Source organism: Zobellia uliginosa (assembly GCF_900156625.1).
GTDB classification, from domain to species: Bacteria; Bacteroidota; Bacteroidia; order Flavobacteriales; family Flavobacteriaceae; genus Zobellia; species Zobellia uliginosa.
The window spans coordinates 626176-641624 of sequence record NZ_FTOB01000003.1; the positions used below are offsets into that span (position 1 = coordinate 626176).

14 protein-coding genes are annotated in these 15449 nt (G+C 45.1%); 9 read left to right on the plus strand and 5 right to left on the minus strand.

Features of this window, described 5'->3' with window-relative positions; genetic code table 11:
* Positions 1-57: 57 nt before the first annotated feature.
* The 3 genes from BW980_RS11220 to BW980_RS11230 all read right to left on the minus strand — a co-directional run bounded on the left by BW980_RS11220 (position 58) and on the right by BW980_RS11230 (position 3146).
* Positions 58-1389: a hypothetical protein gene (locus BW980_RS11220; protein WP_139327659.1), complete on the minus strand. Its 1332-nt coding sequence runs from the start codon at positions 1387-1389 to the stop codon at positions 58-60.
* A gap of 77 nt (positions 1390-1466) precedes the next feature.
* Positions 1467-2162, minus strand: a complete 696-nt coding sequence (locus BW980_RS11225; protein WP_076455301.1) for a hypothetical protein — start codon at positions 2160-2162, stop codon at positions 1467-1469.
* Positions 2163-2219: 57 nt separating this feature from the next.
* A complete protein-coding gene (locus BW980_RS11230) occupies positions 2220-3146 on the minus strand; it encodes a hypothetical protein (protein WP_076455302.1) in 927 nt (308 codons plus the stop codon).
* A 303-nt stretch (positions 3147-3449) separates the two neighbouring features.
* Between BW980_RS11230 and BW980_RS11235 the strand changes: the two genes are divergently transcribed.
* From BW980_RS11235 to BW980_RS11270, 8 genes are all read left to right on the plus strand, one after another.
* On the plus strand, positions 3450-4064 hold the full coding sequence (locus BW980_RS11235) for a TetR/AcrR family transcriptional regulator (protein WP_076455303.1): 615 nt from the start codon (positions 3450-3452) through the stop codon (positions 4062-4064).
* Between the two features lies 1 nt (position 4065).
* Positions 4066-5313 (plus strand): TolC family protein, encoded by a 1248-nt coding sequence (locus BW980_RS11240; RefSeq protein ID WP_076455304.1) that lies wholly within the window; start codon positions 4066-4068, stop codon positions 5311-5313.
* 11 nt (positions 5314-5324) lie between these two features.
* Positions 5325-6221, plus strand: coding sequence for an HlyD family secretion protein (locus BW980_RS11245; protein ID WP_076455305.1), 897 nt, complete (start codon positions 5325-5327; stop codon positions 6219-6221).
* Positions 6218-7120 (plus strand): ABC transporter ATP-binding protein, encoded by a 903-nt coding sequence (locus tag BW980_RS11250; protein ID WP_076455306.1) that lies wholly within the window; start codon positions 6218-6220, stop codon positions 7118-7120. Before BW980_RS11245 ends, BW980_RS11250 begins: the two co-directional genes overlap by 4 nt.
* Complete coding sequence (locus tag BW980_RS11255) at positions 7117-7845, plus strand: ABC transporter ATP-binding protein (protein WP_076455307.1); 729 nt, start codon at positions 7117-7119, stop codon at positions 7843-7845. The genes BW980_RS11250 and BW980_RS11255 overlap by 4 nt, the downstream gene beginning before the upstream one ends.
* Positions 7846-7956: 111 nt before the next feature.
* Positions 7957-8343, plus strand: a complete 387-nt coding sequence (locus BW980_RS11260) for a GxxExxY protein (protein WP_076455308.1) — start codon at positions 7957-7959, stop codon at positions 8341-8343.
* 161 nt (positions 8344-8504) lie between these two features.
* Positions 8505-9611: an ABC transporter permease gene (locus tag BW980_RS11265; RefSeq protein ID WP_076455309.1), complete on the plus strand. Its 1107-nt coding sequence runs from the start codon at positions 8505-8507 to the stop codon at positions 9609-9611.
* Positions 9611-10732 carry an ABC transporter permease gene (locus BW980_RS11270; protein WP_076455310.1) on the plus strand — a complete coding sequence of 374 codons (1122 nt, stop codon included), beginning with the start codon at positions 9611-9613 and terminating at the stop codon, positions 10730-10732. Before BW980_RS11265 ends, BW980_RS11270 begins: the two co-directional genes overlap by 1 nt.
* A 662-nt stretch (positions 10733-11394) precedes the next feature.
* On the opposite strand, the gene BW980_RS11275 is transcribed toward BW980_RS11270, so the two are convergent.
* Together BW980_RS11275 and BW980_RS11280 are read right to left on the minus strand one after the other, a co-directional pair.
* On the minus strand, positions 11395-12495 hold the full coding sequence (locus BW980_RS11275) for an acyltransferase family protein (protein WP_076455311.1): 1101 nt from the start codon (positions 12493-12495) through the stop codon (positions 11395-11397).
* Between the two features lie 27 nt (positions 12496-12522).
* Positions 12523-13092 (minus strand): ankyrin repeat domain-containing protein, encoded by a 570-nt coding sequence (locus tag BW980_RS11280; protein ID WP_076455312.1) that lies wholly within the window; start codon positions 13090-13092, stop codon positions 12523-12525.
* Positions 13093-13313: 221 nt separating this feature from the next.
* On the opposite strand from BW980_RS11280, the gene BW980_RS11285 reads away from it, so the two are divergent.
* Positions 13314-15404 (plus strand): helix-turn-helix domain-containing protein, encoded by a 2091-nt coding sequence (locus BW980_RS11285; protein WP_076455313.1) that lies wholly within the window; start codon positions 13314-13316, stop codon positions 15402-15404.
* Positions 15405-15449 lie beyond the last annotated feature (45 nt).

Consider the following 15449-nt stretch of genomic DNA (forward strand, 5'->3'; position numbering starts at 1 on the left):
GCTTTGGGCCGGTGCAAGATCAATTACCTTTTTTAATTGGTCGTGAAGCCGTGTACATCAAAAATCGAGTACGGTAAAATAACACGTTCGGTCTACATAGCTATACGTCAAAAAAGTACTTCCTTCCCTGATTATTGAAATACTAAACGTTGTTGTTGTCTGGGCGGTAACGTAGATATTGAGACGGTTGGATCCTGTTTCTAAAAGACTTAATTGAATAGGATAGTTTGCGCTTGTTCTGGGCGTAGACATCGTAAAAGTATATCTGCCCGTAGCATTTTTAACGATACCGGAAATACCACTTGCGGTATATGAGTTTGAATCGGGAATCAGTATTCCGTACGATTTGATCGGGCTCTTATAGTATGCCCCGCCATCTGAACCTACCGAAATACTGTTATTGGCATTGGTGCTCACCAGGTTTACGGCTTGTGAGGTACCATCTTCGCTGTTGTGGGTTATAACCCCTGTACCTGTATTCTGGGCTATTGTCGTTTTTGTTTCCATACTGCCGATCGGTAATTTTTTCAAATTACCATTGGTATCTACCGTCACCAATTCATCTGACCCGGTACCTGTGGGCAGGGTCCGTATTCTTGTCGTGCCGTTTACATCTAATTTTGAAGATGGTGAGGCCGTTCCAATACCAATTCTGTCATCATCTCCGCTGATCACTAACGTATTGGAATCGAAATTGAGGTCGAAATTATTCTGGGTAATATCTCTATTGGTACTTAATGTTCCGTTATCGGAATATATGTTTTTATTGGGAACGGTTGCCAGTTCCGCCAAAGCGGCTTCTACATTTGTAGCCGTGTAATTTCCGGCCGTATCCTCAATGCTTACCTCTGCTGCATTCTGTAGCTCGTTGGTAGCGCTCAGATCGTCGTCGGCAGCAATATGGTTGTTGATCAAGGTGGTGTTCGCGGTGATATCGGAAGATTCTTCCAATGCGGACAGATCGGCGGAGAAATTCGTTGTTCCTTCATCTACTCTCAGATGGGTGCCATCGAAGGAAACATTGGTAATATCATCGTCGACCAATGCTGCCAATTCAGTATCAACATAGGTTTTTACGGCCAGTTCTGTTGGGAACTTGGTATTTGTTCCATCTGCCAAATTGATATCCGTTGATTTATTGGCACTATCTTCCTTTTTTGCCAAGGCATCAAGGTTTATCGTTAACCAAATCGTACCATTATACACCTTTGTTACTTCGGCTGCGGTATCGAACCAAATATCGTTTTGCAATGGGTCGCTTGGAGCACTAGCGGCAGTAGTAACAACGGTGTTTCTCACGCTTACTTGAGTTCCCTTATGATTAATGGCCATGGTTTCTTGAGCATACACTGTGGTTTGTAGAACCAAAATGATGATAAGTGTACTCAAACGATATGTAATACGTGCTATGATATCGATTTATTTATCCGTATAGGTTGTGACGGGTTGTTATTAAGACCCTGATCTTATTTGACGAACTGTACCTCTACAATATCACCAGCGTAAACAGACCAATCATTGGGAGCTGTAGTGTTTGGAACCAATGTAACGGTAGATGCCGCAATGGTGTAATCTACATTGGCGATTAATTTGGCTCCGTTTCTGTATACCCATACTTGACTGAAAGAAGGCAAAACAGGACTACCTGTTAAAGGATATGCTACTTGAGCGGCTGTAGCCGTAAAACTCTCTTGCCCGCTTTGAAGTAAATCTGAAGCCAATAACTTTTTGGTCGCACCTGTAGCTTCATCCCTTACCAAAATAGTATATCCCGTACCTGTGCCATGGTCAGATTCTGTAGTTGCGTCTGTGGAAGCGGTTTCCGTGGTAATCAATTCTATGCCATCAATGCCAAAAATAGTTCCATTGGCATCTATAAAAGTATCATCCGTAAGTGTTCCGCCCAGTTGCCAGGTTGTTGTAGTTACGTCATCTGTAGTATTGGAAAGCATGGTTATACCGTTTTTGGATTGTAGGTACTTAATGGTTCCCTTATTGTCCACTACCCGTACGGCACCGCCGGTAACCGTAGTTCCGGGAACAATATCTCCCTGTTTGGCGGTGTCCCCCGTAGTTTGTTGTGCGTTAGTTAGTCCGAAAGTCATTAAAATAAGTGCAAACACCCCTGTTTTCAAGGCCTTGCGATACGTAGCGTTTTTCATAATGTTGATTTTAAAAAGTGAATATTATTATTGGATTATAGGTGTGTAAATAAGTATCTAAAAGAATTGAACGATTCTAATTTCGTCGTTTTCATAGCATATAACATTAGCTTCCAGTTTTATAAGATTGACGCCTAAGGCATCAAAATCGATTTTGATCCCGTTTCGGTAAACGGCAATCTTTTTTGAATCGGTAATCGCAAGTGGAGTGGTAAACTCTTGTTGCCCGTCGACTGCAATGATCGTTAGTTCTTCCCTTTGTAGAAACGTATTGGGCGCAGCACTATGCAATACTCCCGTTGTTTCGTCTACGGTAAGAATTCTTACGTTGTTATCGGCCGCCTCGGAAAGACCCTCAATAGCCAGGGTATTGCCCGCATTGGTCGTGATGACCGTCGGTCGCCTTAAGGTTCCGCCCAGTTCTATACTATTTGAAGAAGAAATGGTAAGGCCATTTTCAACGCTGTAGATACCATTTTCTATCCACAGGCTACCGTTATATGCAAATATATTCCCAGAGCTACGGTCTACATAAATATCCCCGGCTAAGGGGGTGTTCATGGTGACACTACTAGGTGGCCCATCCCCGCTCGTGGGGTTCGTATTGGTAAGGATCCACTCAAAACCGTTCCATATATGTACTTTATGTGACGATTCTTCGATCCAAACATCTCCCGCAAAATTATTTATGGGGCTTGAGGAAGCGGTAGTTACCACCACTCCTGAATTACAAAGGTTCTTCCATGTGACACCGTCGAAAGCAAATATGCAATCATGATCGGTATTATAGACCAATGCCCCTTTCAGTGGGGTCATTGCATTCATTTGGGTATTGGTAATGCGTGTAGGAACGAATGCCTTGGTCTGGCTATCCAATTCTAATATAGATGCTTCATCAATGCTGCTGATATTGTCGCCAATTTTCACCTGCCCAAAAGAGAGGAACGTATAAAATACCAATGCTATGAAAAAAACATATTTCATAAATCGAAGTGTTCTAGGGAGTTATGTTCGGTGAAGGTATGCACAAAACCGACTGCGTAGTATTTTTTGTTGCGACTCGGTAATAAATGGAGGTTAAACAAGGTAAATATGTTGTAAGTAATGCCCTTCAAGTCTTATAGAGGCCAACTTCGACCCCGTTCAGGATGCTATCCCGGTCTATTGAATTTCGTTCCCTTATGCCCCACTTCCCCTTCAGAACCAAAGTTTTAAGTACTTCATAGGGTGGCCTATCATATAATAATGTAACTTTGTTAACCAAATGGTTAAACTATATAGTTGAATATGGCAAGGAAGAAGGATGAAAATACCGAAGCATTAATCTTAGAGGCCGCCAAAACCGTCTTCCAGGCCAAGGGAATGGACGGAGCCCGCATGCAGGAAATAGCGGACAAGGCGGGAATCAACAAGGCCATGCTGCATTACTACTACAGAAATAAGCAACTGCTGTTCGAGGCGGTCTTTACCCATGCCTTTTCCTTGTTGGCCCCGCAATTGAAGGCCATCCTTAACGATGATTCCCCTATCGAGGAGAAGGTTAGGAACTTTACCTCCGATTATATTTCCTTTATCATCGACTATCCCTATATCCCCAACTTCATCATCCAGGAACTCAATAGAAATCCTGACTTTATTCTTAAACTCAAGGACAATCCGAGCTTTCCCAACATCGATAAATTTAAAAAACAGGTAGATGAGGAGGTCAAACAAGGTATCCTAAGGCCGATCCGTGCCGAACAATTGTTTATCAATATCATGGCATTGAACGTTTTACCCTTCGTGGCCAAACCCTTGCTCAAGGCATTCACCAATACAGGGGAAGAGGCCTACCACCAACTTCTCGAAGCCCGAAAGACCGAGGTGGCGGACTTTATCATTCATTCCATTAAGACTTCGTAAAATGAAACAATTCCTAATCTTCCTCGCAATTTTAATGGCCATCCCTACCGTGGCCCAGCAGCGCATATCGCTTACGGAATGCTACCAATTGGTAAACGACCACTATCCCTTGGCCAAGCAAAAAGATTTGCTCGAGGCGCAAAGCACCTTGGAATCGGAGGCGGTCTCCACTTCCCAATTGCCGCAAGTCGCTTTCGATGCCTATGCAACCTACCTGTCGGACGTGATCGAGTTTCCCTTGGCCATGTCGGGCATAGAACCCCTCAACAACGACCAATACCGGGCTACGGTTTCCGTCAATCAATTGATCTACAACGGAGGGGCCACGGGGGCTTCCCTCGACCTGAAATCCGCACAGCTAAAGGCAAAACAGAAAGAAGTGGAGGTCAGCCTGTACCAACTGAAAAAGCAAATCAACCAGGTCTACTTTTCCGTTTTATTGGCGCAGGAGTCCGAGGCCTTGTTAAGCGCAAAGGAAAAGCAATTACGGGCCAAACTTAAGGAAGTGCAATCGGGAATCAAATACGGAGTGCTGTTACCGGCGTCGGACAAGGTGTTGGAGGCCGAGCTTTTAAAGATCGGTCAACAGTTTCAAGAGATCGAGAGCGATAAAAAAGCCTTGGTCGAAACGCTTTCGAGCCTCATCGGTAAGCCCTTGACCGCAGAAACGGTATTTGAAAGGCCCTTTGTACAAACGGACCTGCAAACCGATGTAAACCGGCCCGAACTCGAATGGTTCGAACTTAAAAAGGAGGAAATCGAAGGCTCGGAACACGTGCTGTCGAAACAAAATGCACCCAAACTATTGGGCTTTGCGACCGGGGGCTACGGAAATCCGGGACTGAACATGCTCGATAATTCCTTTCAGGGCTTTTATACGGTGGGAGTCAAATTGAACTGGAAGGTCTTCGATTGGAATGCCAACAAAAAGCAACGCGAGGCCTTGGCGATCAACAAGGATATCATTACGAAGGAGAGCGAGGCCTTTCGGTTGAATACCAACATCGAACTGAACCGCCAACAAAGGGAAATCGAAAAAATTGAAGGCTTTATAGCGTCGGACCAAGAGATCATAAGGCTCCGAAAGGAAGTGCTGCAATCGGCCGATTCACAGCTTAAGAACGGGGTGATCACCGCATCGGCCTACATTACGGAGCTCACCAACCTATACGAAGACGAAAACACCTTGATACGGCATAAGATCCAATTGGAACTGGCAAAGGCCAATTACAACGTAATTAAAGGATAATACAAACAGAAATGAAAAAATTCAATTATATACTCGGCCTGGGCCTTGTGGCCACTACCCTATTCTCCTGTGGCGATTCCAACGGAAAAGCCGACGGCTACGGAAATTTTGAAGCTACCGAGATCACCATTTCGGCCGAAAACAACGGAAAGCTGATGGCCTTTGATATCGATGAGGGCGATGTGCTTCAAAAAGGACAATTGATCGGTTATATCGATACCATTCCACTCGCCTTAAAACGCGAGCAATTGGAAGTGTCCAAGGCCGTGATCGCCTCAAAGTCCAGGGGCGTACTCTCGCAAATAGCGGTTTTGCGTTCCCGATTAAAAACCGCCCGGACCAACAAGGCCAGGGTAGAAAACCTGATCAAGGACAATGCAGGTACCCAAAAGCAGTTGGACGATGTGACCGGGGAAATCGACGTGATCCAGAACCAGATCAGAAGCATCGAGATCCAGAATGCCCCCGTGGTCAACGAACTGAAGTCCATTGACGTGCAGTTAAAGCAAATCGACGACCAAATCAGGAAAAGCAAGATCGTCAATCCCGTAAACGGAACGGTCTTGGCCAAATACGCCGAACCCAATGAAATTACGGCATTCGGGAAGCCCCTCTATAAGATTGCCGACCTAAGTACCATGCAATTGCGGGTCTATATCAGCGAGCCTCAATTGCAAAGCGTAAAGCTGGGGCAACAGGTGACCGTTAAAATTGATGCCGAAGATACGATGAAGTCCTACGACGGTACCATTGCCTGGATCGCCTCGGAAGCGGAATTTACCCCCAAGATCATCCAGACCAAGGAAGAACGCGTAGCCTTGGTATATGCCGTAAAAGTTGATGTTGCCAATGACGGTAGCCTGAAAATAGGCATGCCGGCCGAAATGTGGATATCCGAGGAACAATGAGCATCACTCTTGCCAACATATCAAAATCGTACAAGGGCCTAAAGGCCTTGGAGGCCATTTCCTTTGAAGTAAAGGCGGGTGAGTTGTTCGGACTCATTGGTCCCGACGGGGCCGGAAAGACGACCTTGTTCCGAATTCTGACAACCCTCCTGCTCGCCGATGAAGGCACGGCAAGGGTTACCGGTTTCGATGTGGTTTCCGATTATAAAAAGATCAGGAACAGTGTCGGCTATATGCCGGGGAGGTTTTCGCTCTACCAAGACCTGACGGTCGAGGAAAACTTGACTTTCTTCGCGACCATCTTCGGAACAACCATAGCGGAGAACTACGATCTGATCAAGGAGATCTACGTGCAAATAGAACCCTTTAAAGACCGTAGGGCCGGAAAGCTGTCCGGGGGAATGAAACAGAAATTGGCCCTGTGCTGCGCGCTGATCCACAAACCCGAGGTGCTGTTCTTGGACGAGCCCACTACGGGGGTCGACCCGGTTTCGAGAAAGGAGTTTTGGGAGATGCTCAAACGCTTGCAGCAAAAAGGCATTACCATTCTGGTATCTACCCCGTATATGGACGAAGCGGCCTTGTGCGACCGGATCGCCCTGATCCAAGGCGGGAAGATTCTACAGATCGACACGCCCCAGGCCATTGTAGGGCACTACCCCAAACCCATATATAACCTTAGGGCGAACAAGACCTATCAACTGATAAAGGCCTTAAAGGCCTATGAAAACAATTACAGTGTCTACCCTTTCGGGGAGTTTGTGCATTATACGGATCAAAGAACCGATTTTGATCCCTCGGAGTTAAAAGCATACCTCGAATCAGAAGGCCTATCGGATGTGGTCATAGAAAAGACCGAGGCCACTATTGAGGACACCTTTATGGAACTGGCAAAATGAAGCGAGAAAAAGTCATACAAGTAGCGGGCTTGACCAAGAGGTTCGGCGATTTTGCCGCGGTAGACGCCATTAGTTTTGACGTGTACAGGGGTGAAATATTCGGTTTTCTGGGGGCGAACGGTGCAGGAAAGACCACGGCCATGAAAATGTTGATCGGTATTTCCAATCCCACATCGGGCCAGGCCCAGGTGGCAGGGTTCGACGTGTTTACCCATGCCGAGGACATCAAGAAGAACATCGGCTATATGAGCCAAAAGTTTGCTTTGTACGACGATTTGACGGTTAGGGAGAACATTCGCTTTTTCGGGGGCATTTACGGCTTGTCGAGGGAGCGGATCAAAGAGAAATCGGATGCCCTGATCGAGGAATTGGGGCTGCAGGGAGCCGCCCATAAGTTGGTAGGTGCCCTGCCCTTGGGATGGAAGCAAAAACTATCCTTTTCGGTGGCCTTGATCCACGACCCTAAGATCGTGTTCTTGGATGAACCCACCGGAGGCGTAGACCCCATTACCCGACGTCAGTTTTGGGAAATGATCTACAAGGCGGCCCATCAGGGAACCACCGTTTTTGTAACCACGCATTATATGGATGAAGCCGAATACTGTGATCGGGTGTCGATTATGGTCAATGGCAAAATAGAGGCCTTGGACAGTCCAAAGCAACTAAAGGAGCAGTTTCAGGCGGCCAATATGAACGATGTGTTCTTAAAACTTGCTCGCGGATGATACATAGCCCGCAGATACCGCAGAGTTTCGCAGAAAATAATTAACAAACCATCTGCAACTATCAGCGCCAATCAGCAGGATAAAAAATGAAATATATGATACAATAGAATTATGAAAGAAAAAACAGAAAATGAGATATCCTATATCATTCGAGGGGCCATTTTCAAAGTCTATAATGAATTAGGTCCTGGGTTATTGGAATCTGTATACGAATCCGCTTTGATGCATGAGTTAAAAAAACAAGGATTATCAGTAAAAAGACAAGTACCACTACCTGTCTATTATGATGGTATCGAATTAGAAATTGGGTTTAGATTGGATTTGTTGGTGAACAATAAAGTAATCATTGAAATCAAATCTGTTGAAACTTTATTAAATGTACATCATAAACAAATTTTAACATATTTAAAAATTTCAGAATTGAAATTAGGTCTCTTAGTAAATTTTAACGTAGACGACATCACAAAAGGAATTTTTAGAAAAGTAAACGGATTATAGATGGTATTACATCAGCGACTATCAGCGGGGTAAAACAATAAAAATTCTTACAGATACCGCAGAGTTTCGCAGAACACAATTACAAACCATCTGCAGCTATCAGCGCCAATCAGCGGGATAAAAATATATATATCTAATATCATCTGAAGGAAACAAAGAAAATGAAACGGTTCATAGGCTTTATAAAAAAGGAATTCTACCATATTTTTAGGGATAGGCGCTCCCTGTTCATCCTTTTCGGGATGCCCATTGCCCAGATCTTACTGTTCGGTTTTGCCATTACCAATGAGATCAACAATGTGGATATTGCCATTTTGGATTCTTCCAAAGATGCCGTTACGGAAGAGATCATCCATAAAATATCCGCTTCAAAATACTTCAGTATCAAACAGTTTATTGAAAAGGAGTCGGATATTGAAGGCATTTTTAAACAGGGCAAGGTAAAGGCCATCTTGAATTTTGAAAAGGACTTTAGCAAGAACCTGGTCAAAGACCACAAGGCCACGATACAGATCATAACCGACGCCACCGACCCCAATACGGCTAACACCATTGCCAATTTTGTGAACGCCATTCTTCAGAAATACCAAAAATCCTTGAACGAGAATCTGGTGGTCGCCTATCAAATCGTGCCCGAATCGCGAATGGTCTATAATCCGGAATTAAAAAGCGTCTACATGTTCGTGCCCGGGGTAATGACCATTATTTTGATGCTGGTTTCCGCGATGATGACGTCCATTTCCATCACTAGGGAAAAGGAAATGGGAACTATGGAAATCCTCTTGGTCTCCCCTTTAAAACCTATTCAGGTGATTGTGGGCAAGGTGTTTCCCTATATTTTCCTATCGATAATCAATGCGGTCGTAATCGTGGTATTGAGTATTTTTATTTTTAAAATGCCGGTACAGGGAAGCCTGTTTTTATTGGCATTGGAGAGTATCTTGTTTATCGTATCGGCCTTGGCCTTGGGAATTTTGATCTCTACGGTTTCGGCCACGCAGCAAACGGCCATGATGATTTCCTTAATGGGACTCATGCTTCCGGTAATACTGTTATCGGGCTTTATCTTTCCCATTTCCAGTATGCCCGTACCGCTTCAACTGATCAGTAATATCATTCCCGCCAAATGGTTTATCATCATCATTAAGGGCATTATGCTCAAAGGGGTCGGCCTGGAGTTTATATGGAAGGAAACCTTGATCTTATTGGGCATGACCGTCTTCTTCATTGCCCTGAGCGTAAGGAAATATAAAATCAGGCTAGCGTAATGAAGACCATCCTATACATCATACAAAAAGAGTTCAAGCAAATCTTTAGGAACAAGGGGATGCTTCCCATCATTTTTGTCTTGCCCCTCCTCCAGCTCATTATTTTATCGAATGCGGCCACATTTGAAGTCCAACACATCAAATTCGGCTATATCGATGGCGACCACAGTGCTACATCCAGGGCCTTGGTCGAAAAGTTCGATGCCTCGTCCTATTTTGAGGTGTTGACCGATTTTCCTTCGGAGGTCCAGGCCAGTGCGGCCATGTTAAGGGGAGAGGTCGATGTTGTGCTAAACATCCCCCCCTATTTTGAACGCGATCTACAAAAGGACAAACACCAAAGCCTAGGGGTAACCATCAATGCCATCGACGGCGCTGCGGCCGGTGTCGAGAACGTATATGTTACCCAGATCATCCAAGGTTTCAATCAAGGGCTAAGGGTCGATTTACAACAAATTACGGACCAACAGGTACAGGCCATGGCCATTGAAACGATCCCCTTGTTCTGGTACAACGAGACCTTGAACTATAAAACCTTTATGGTACCGGGCATATTGGTCTTACTGGTCACCATGATTACGCTCTTTCTCTCGGGAATGAACATTGTACGGGAAAAGGAAATCGGTACATTGGAGCAAATCAATGTGACCCCGATCAAAAAAAGACAGTTTATCATTGGTAAGCTCTTTCCCTTTTGGGTGATAGGCATGGGCTTGTTGACCATTGGGTTGATCATCGCCAAACTTATTTTTGATGTGCCCATTCTAGGAAGTTTGCCCCTTATGTACCTCTATACCTCCATCTATATTTTGGTGGTGCTGGGGATCGGACTGTTCATTTCAAACTATACGGATACCCAACAACAGGCCATGTTTATCGCTTGGTTTTTTACGGTGATCTTTATTTTGATGAGCGGATTGTTTACGCCCATTGAAAGCATGCCGAAATGGGCCCAGGTGCTTACGGAGTTCAATCCCATCAAATACTTTGTGGAAGTTATGCGAATGGTGATGCTGAAGGGCTCGGGATTTATGGATATTCTTCCCCAATTATCAAAAACCCTGCTCTATGCCTTAATCATGAACGGATTGGCCGTTTGGAGCTATAGGAAAACATCGTGAATGGCTGCATGCCCAGGCTACAGTACCGTCTCATCGTTCAGCCAACGTTGCAAAAGGCCTTCGTTATGCGAAATGGCAACCAAGTAAAACGTATCGAATTTTTTAAATACCCGCGATTCTTTAAGGGGCTCCATACAGACCGATACCGGGGCCAGATAATTGGAATGGATCAGGAACAGCTCCCCTTCCTGTTTTAAGAGGTAGCCTACATGGCCCTCATCAAAACCTATAAAGTAGAGTCCCTCTTGGGTCAGGCGATTGATCTCTTCATGGGCTTCTTCCGGGGTTTCCTATACGATCTTGTCGATGGCCGAACCGCAACTGATCATTTTGGCCTCGTCAATAGGTGATTTTTAGCGACAATGTTATGGGTTTACCCCTCATTTTTCAAGATTGTGTTCACATTGAATGGGCCGGTTTACCCCGATACTTGTTTAGCGTGACGCTATTCGACATACGAATACCTACAAAGGTAGCACAAATTAGGAATGCTTCACCCTAGTACCATCAGTGGCTAGGAGTATAAAAGCGGACACCTTATGCATGGTACCGTACTATGGAAGGACAAAGATAGGAAAGAGGGACGGATGTAATCGGGGCTCCCATTCGGCGGTAAAAAATCCAGCCCCAGTATTCTTCGGGGCCGGATGTTAATAGACTTTTTAAATGGCTTCCTTGGCCGTAGGATGCCCTTGCAATGGTTTTTCCTTTGCCCGTTTTTCCAAGCGTAGCCCGAACAAGGGGCGTAAAACCGCAATTCTCCGGATCAAAAACTCGTATAGGATAAAACAGGTTATAAAGGTAAATACGGTAATGGCTATGAACTGTAAAAAGGGATGTATATCCAAGGGCAGTATCAGCCAAGCCCCCAAATACAGCACGAACATATGGATGATATATACCGGGTAGGCCGCCTTGCTCAAATAGGCCAACAGTCGGCTGGGCTTGTTAAGGTATTGGAACGCGAGTCCGAAAATACCAAATATCCAACAGCTCGATTCCAAGGCCATTAAATAGCCGGGGGCTTCCATAGCATATTCGATATAGCGTAGGGCATAGAGTGCGGTCGCGATGGCCAAATAGGCCCATTTCCATTTTTTAAGCGTAGTCCAGAACGGACCTCCGATATAAACGAACAGGTATCCGAAAAAGAAGGCCAGAGCCCCTAAAAAGAAACCGTGCCAGGTTTCGGCATAGAGGGAGTAGATCTGCGGCTTTACCCAAATCGCCTCCAACACAAAGAAAAGGGAGACGGTCAAAGGTCCGACCGCGGTACCCATCAACTTTTCCAATAGTTTTTTAAGTCTTGCCCCATGATGTTTCAATACAAGAAAAACAGGTAGAAAAATAAGGACATACGCAAAAATATTGCCCAAAAACCACAGGTGGCCCGTATGGGGGTAGTAAGTCAACGGCTGCTTGTAGAACGCTTGAAAAAGATACATGTGCAGGGGCGAAATGGCGATGATGCCGAACAGGAAAGGCACAAGGATGCGCTGGCTACGTTCCCCGATCAGTTGTTTCCAGTTGCGCTTCCGCATGGCGAAAAAGAGTCCCATTCCCGATACAAAAAATAGAATCGGAATGCGCCATACATTTAGCATGGTCATGGGAATCCACAATCCCTCAAGTGCATTTTCGCTGCGCACGAAGCCAACGAACATGGCCCAAGGCTGAAAAACGATGGCGATATGGTAGATCAATAGCAAGGCTATGGCAATGACCCGTAGCCAGTCTATATCGTAACGTCGAACTGTTTTCATGACTGTCGTTTTTTGAATTGTTATTTCTTATTGTAGCATTATGGCGATAACGGGACGAGCCTTTTCAACCTCGGCCAAGTTTAAATCCAATCCAATAGGCCCCAATTGCTGTTGCATCATTTCATAGATGGGCTTCATGTCCTCAAAAGGTCCGGAGACCGTTTCCCGGGCGGTGGCCCCATAGTTGTTCTTTACCGTTTTGTCGGCCTTGGCATCTATAAGTAATTGTACTAGTTCTACCCTGCCGAAAAATGCGGCTACATGAAGGGCGGTGGAACCGTCGTTGTTTTTTACTTCCAGATCGGCACCGGCATCGATAAGGGCCGCGGCAATCTCGGACTTATCAAAAGTTATGGCCGACATTAGAGGAGTAGCACCACTTAGGGCATCTTTTTCGTTAAGGTCGGTGCCGGCTTCAATATGCTGTTTAACGGCTTCGAGGTTACCGGTTACCACCGCTTGTGTTAGGGGAATCTCGGGTGCGCTTACTTGATTGTCGGTCTTCTGCTTTTGTTGTCCACAGGCGGTAAAGCATAGGGCAATAATAAGGAGTACATAGCTCATTTGTTTTGCGGGACGGTTTTCTTGTTTTCTCATGGTTTTACTTTTTTGTGTTTTGACTATTAATTTGATATTTCAAAGGTCCCCCGAAGGTTGACGCAGCACTAATCACCTATGGGGCAATCTATATAAGCCTTGCGGAGATGATAAAAATTATGGTGCAGGCATATAAATTATGACGCAACTCCCCTATTTTTATCTTGGGGAGTATTCGTTTATATTTGTTAAAACCAGTGGGCAGCCACCAAAAAAACACCATGCCGAACCCGTCAAAAGGAAGTCCGTTTACCGACCAGGCCGAAGCCTTGATCCTAGCCCATTTAAGCGATGAGCATTTTGGGGTATCGGAATTGGCAGGGGCCATGCACATGAGCCGCTCCAACCTTTTGCGGAAATGCAAAAAGCAGACCCAGCTTTCGGCGAGTCAGTTTATTCGACAGGTTCGCCTAAAACAGGCCATGGAGCTTTTAAAGGATTCCGATCTTACGGTTTCGGAGGTTTCCCACCAGGTAGGTTTTGGTAGCACCTCCTATTTTATTAAATGTTTTAGGGAACATTATGGGTATCCGCCCGGCGAAACGGGAAAACAAGTTGAGAAGGAGATGGAAGAAACTAAGCCCATTGTTCCCAAGGAAGCCACAGTAGAAACCCTTCCTTTTCCAAAACGCTACCAATGGCCCTTGGCGGTGGTGTTTTTGTTGTTGCTAATAGGTTTTTTTATTTGGAAGCCCTTCTCCCCTACTTCAAAGGCTCCCGAGAAAGCCGATATTGAAAAATCCATTGCGGTACTTCCCTTTAAAAATGAAAGCAACGACGCCACCAACCTCTATTTTGTAAACGGTTTGATGGAAGCGGCTTTGGGCAACCTTCAAAAAATTGAGGATTTAAGGGTCATCAGCCGTACTTCTGTAGAAAAATACAGGAACTCCGACAAGAACATACAGGAAATTGCGACCGATCTGGGTGTCAATTATATTGTGGAGGGAAGTGGACAGAAAGTGGGCGATCAGGTGCTGTTGAACATACAGTTGATAGATGCCGCTACCGATTCGCGTATCTGGGGACAGCAATTTAGCCACGAGGTATTGGATATCTTTGCCCTGCAAAACGAAGTGGCGAAGAAGATAGCCCATGCCGTTGAGGCCAATGTGACTCCTTCCGAATTGGAGCAAATAGACAAAAAACCTACCGATAACCTATTGGCCTATGATTACTACCTCAAGGCACAAGGGCCATTTTTGTCGAGAACGGAAGAAGGCTTGCAAGAAGCTATTCCATTATTCGAAAAAGCCCTGGAAGAGGATGCCGAATTTGCCTTGGTCTATGCCGATCTGGCCATTGCCTATTATTATTTGGACCTGTTCAAAAAGGAGAAAAAATACACGGAACAAATTAACAATTATGCCGATAAGGCCCTACTCTACGACCCTAAGCTTGCCGAGAGCCTTATGGCCAAAGCCCTTTACTATCAACATACCGGCGATTATCGTTTGGCTGTGCCCCACCTTCAAAAAGCCTTGGAATACAACCCGAATTCTTCATCGGTCGTACAAATGCTGGCACTTTTGTATTCCAATTTCATCCCGGATACCGGAAAGTACCTGGAGTATGCCTTAAAGGGGGTACAATTGGATATTGCCGCCAATGACTCCATAGCCAAGAGTTATATCTATTTAAATTTGGGCAATGCCTTTGTCCAATCGGGTTTTGTGGATGAAGCCCTGGGCTATATTGACAAGTCCCTTGAACTTGATCCACAGAATTACTACGCGCCCTACGTAAAGGCCTATATTCTGTATGCGAGGGATAAGGATTTGCAACAGACCTTGACCCGGATAAAAAGGGAATTGCAAAAAGATACTACCCGTCTTGATATCTTACAGGAAACCGCCAAATTGCATTACTTTAAAAGGGAATACGACAGTGCCTACCACTATTACAGACAATTTGATGAAATTAGAAGGACGAAGGGCTTGGAGGTCTATCCCCAAGAAGATATCAAACTTGCCTTGGTATACGAAAAGATGGGATTTTCCAAGGAGGCCGACCGCTTGTTCGCGTCGTATGCGGATTATTGCGAACGCGACCAATCCATATATAAACCGGCCAGTATGGCGGTAAAGTACGCCAATGAGGGAAAATTGGATCTGGCCATAGCACAATTAAAGGAATTTGCCACAAAGAACCATTTTCAGTATTGGATTCTCTTGTTCATGAAATTGGATCCGGCCATGGAGCCTTTGCAAAAACACCCTGAATTTGAGTCCGTGACACAAAAAATCGAGGACCGGTTTTGGGAAAACCACCACCGACTACAAGAAACCTTGGAGGAGAAGGATTTGCTTTAGGCCATAATTAGGATTTCCCATCGTGCCAATCATTAACCTTTAATG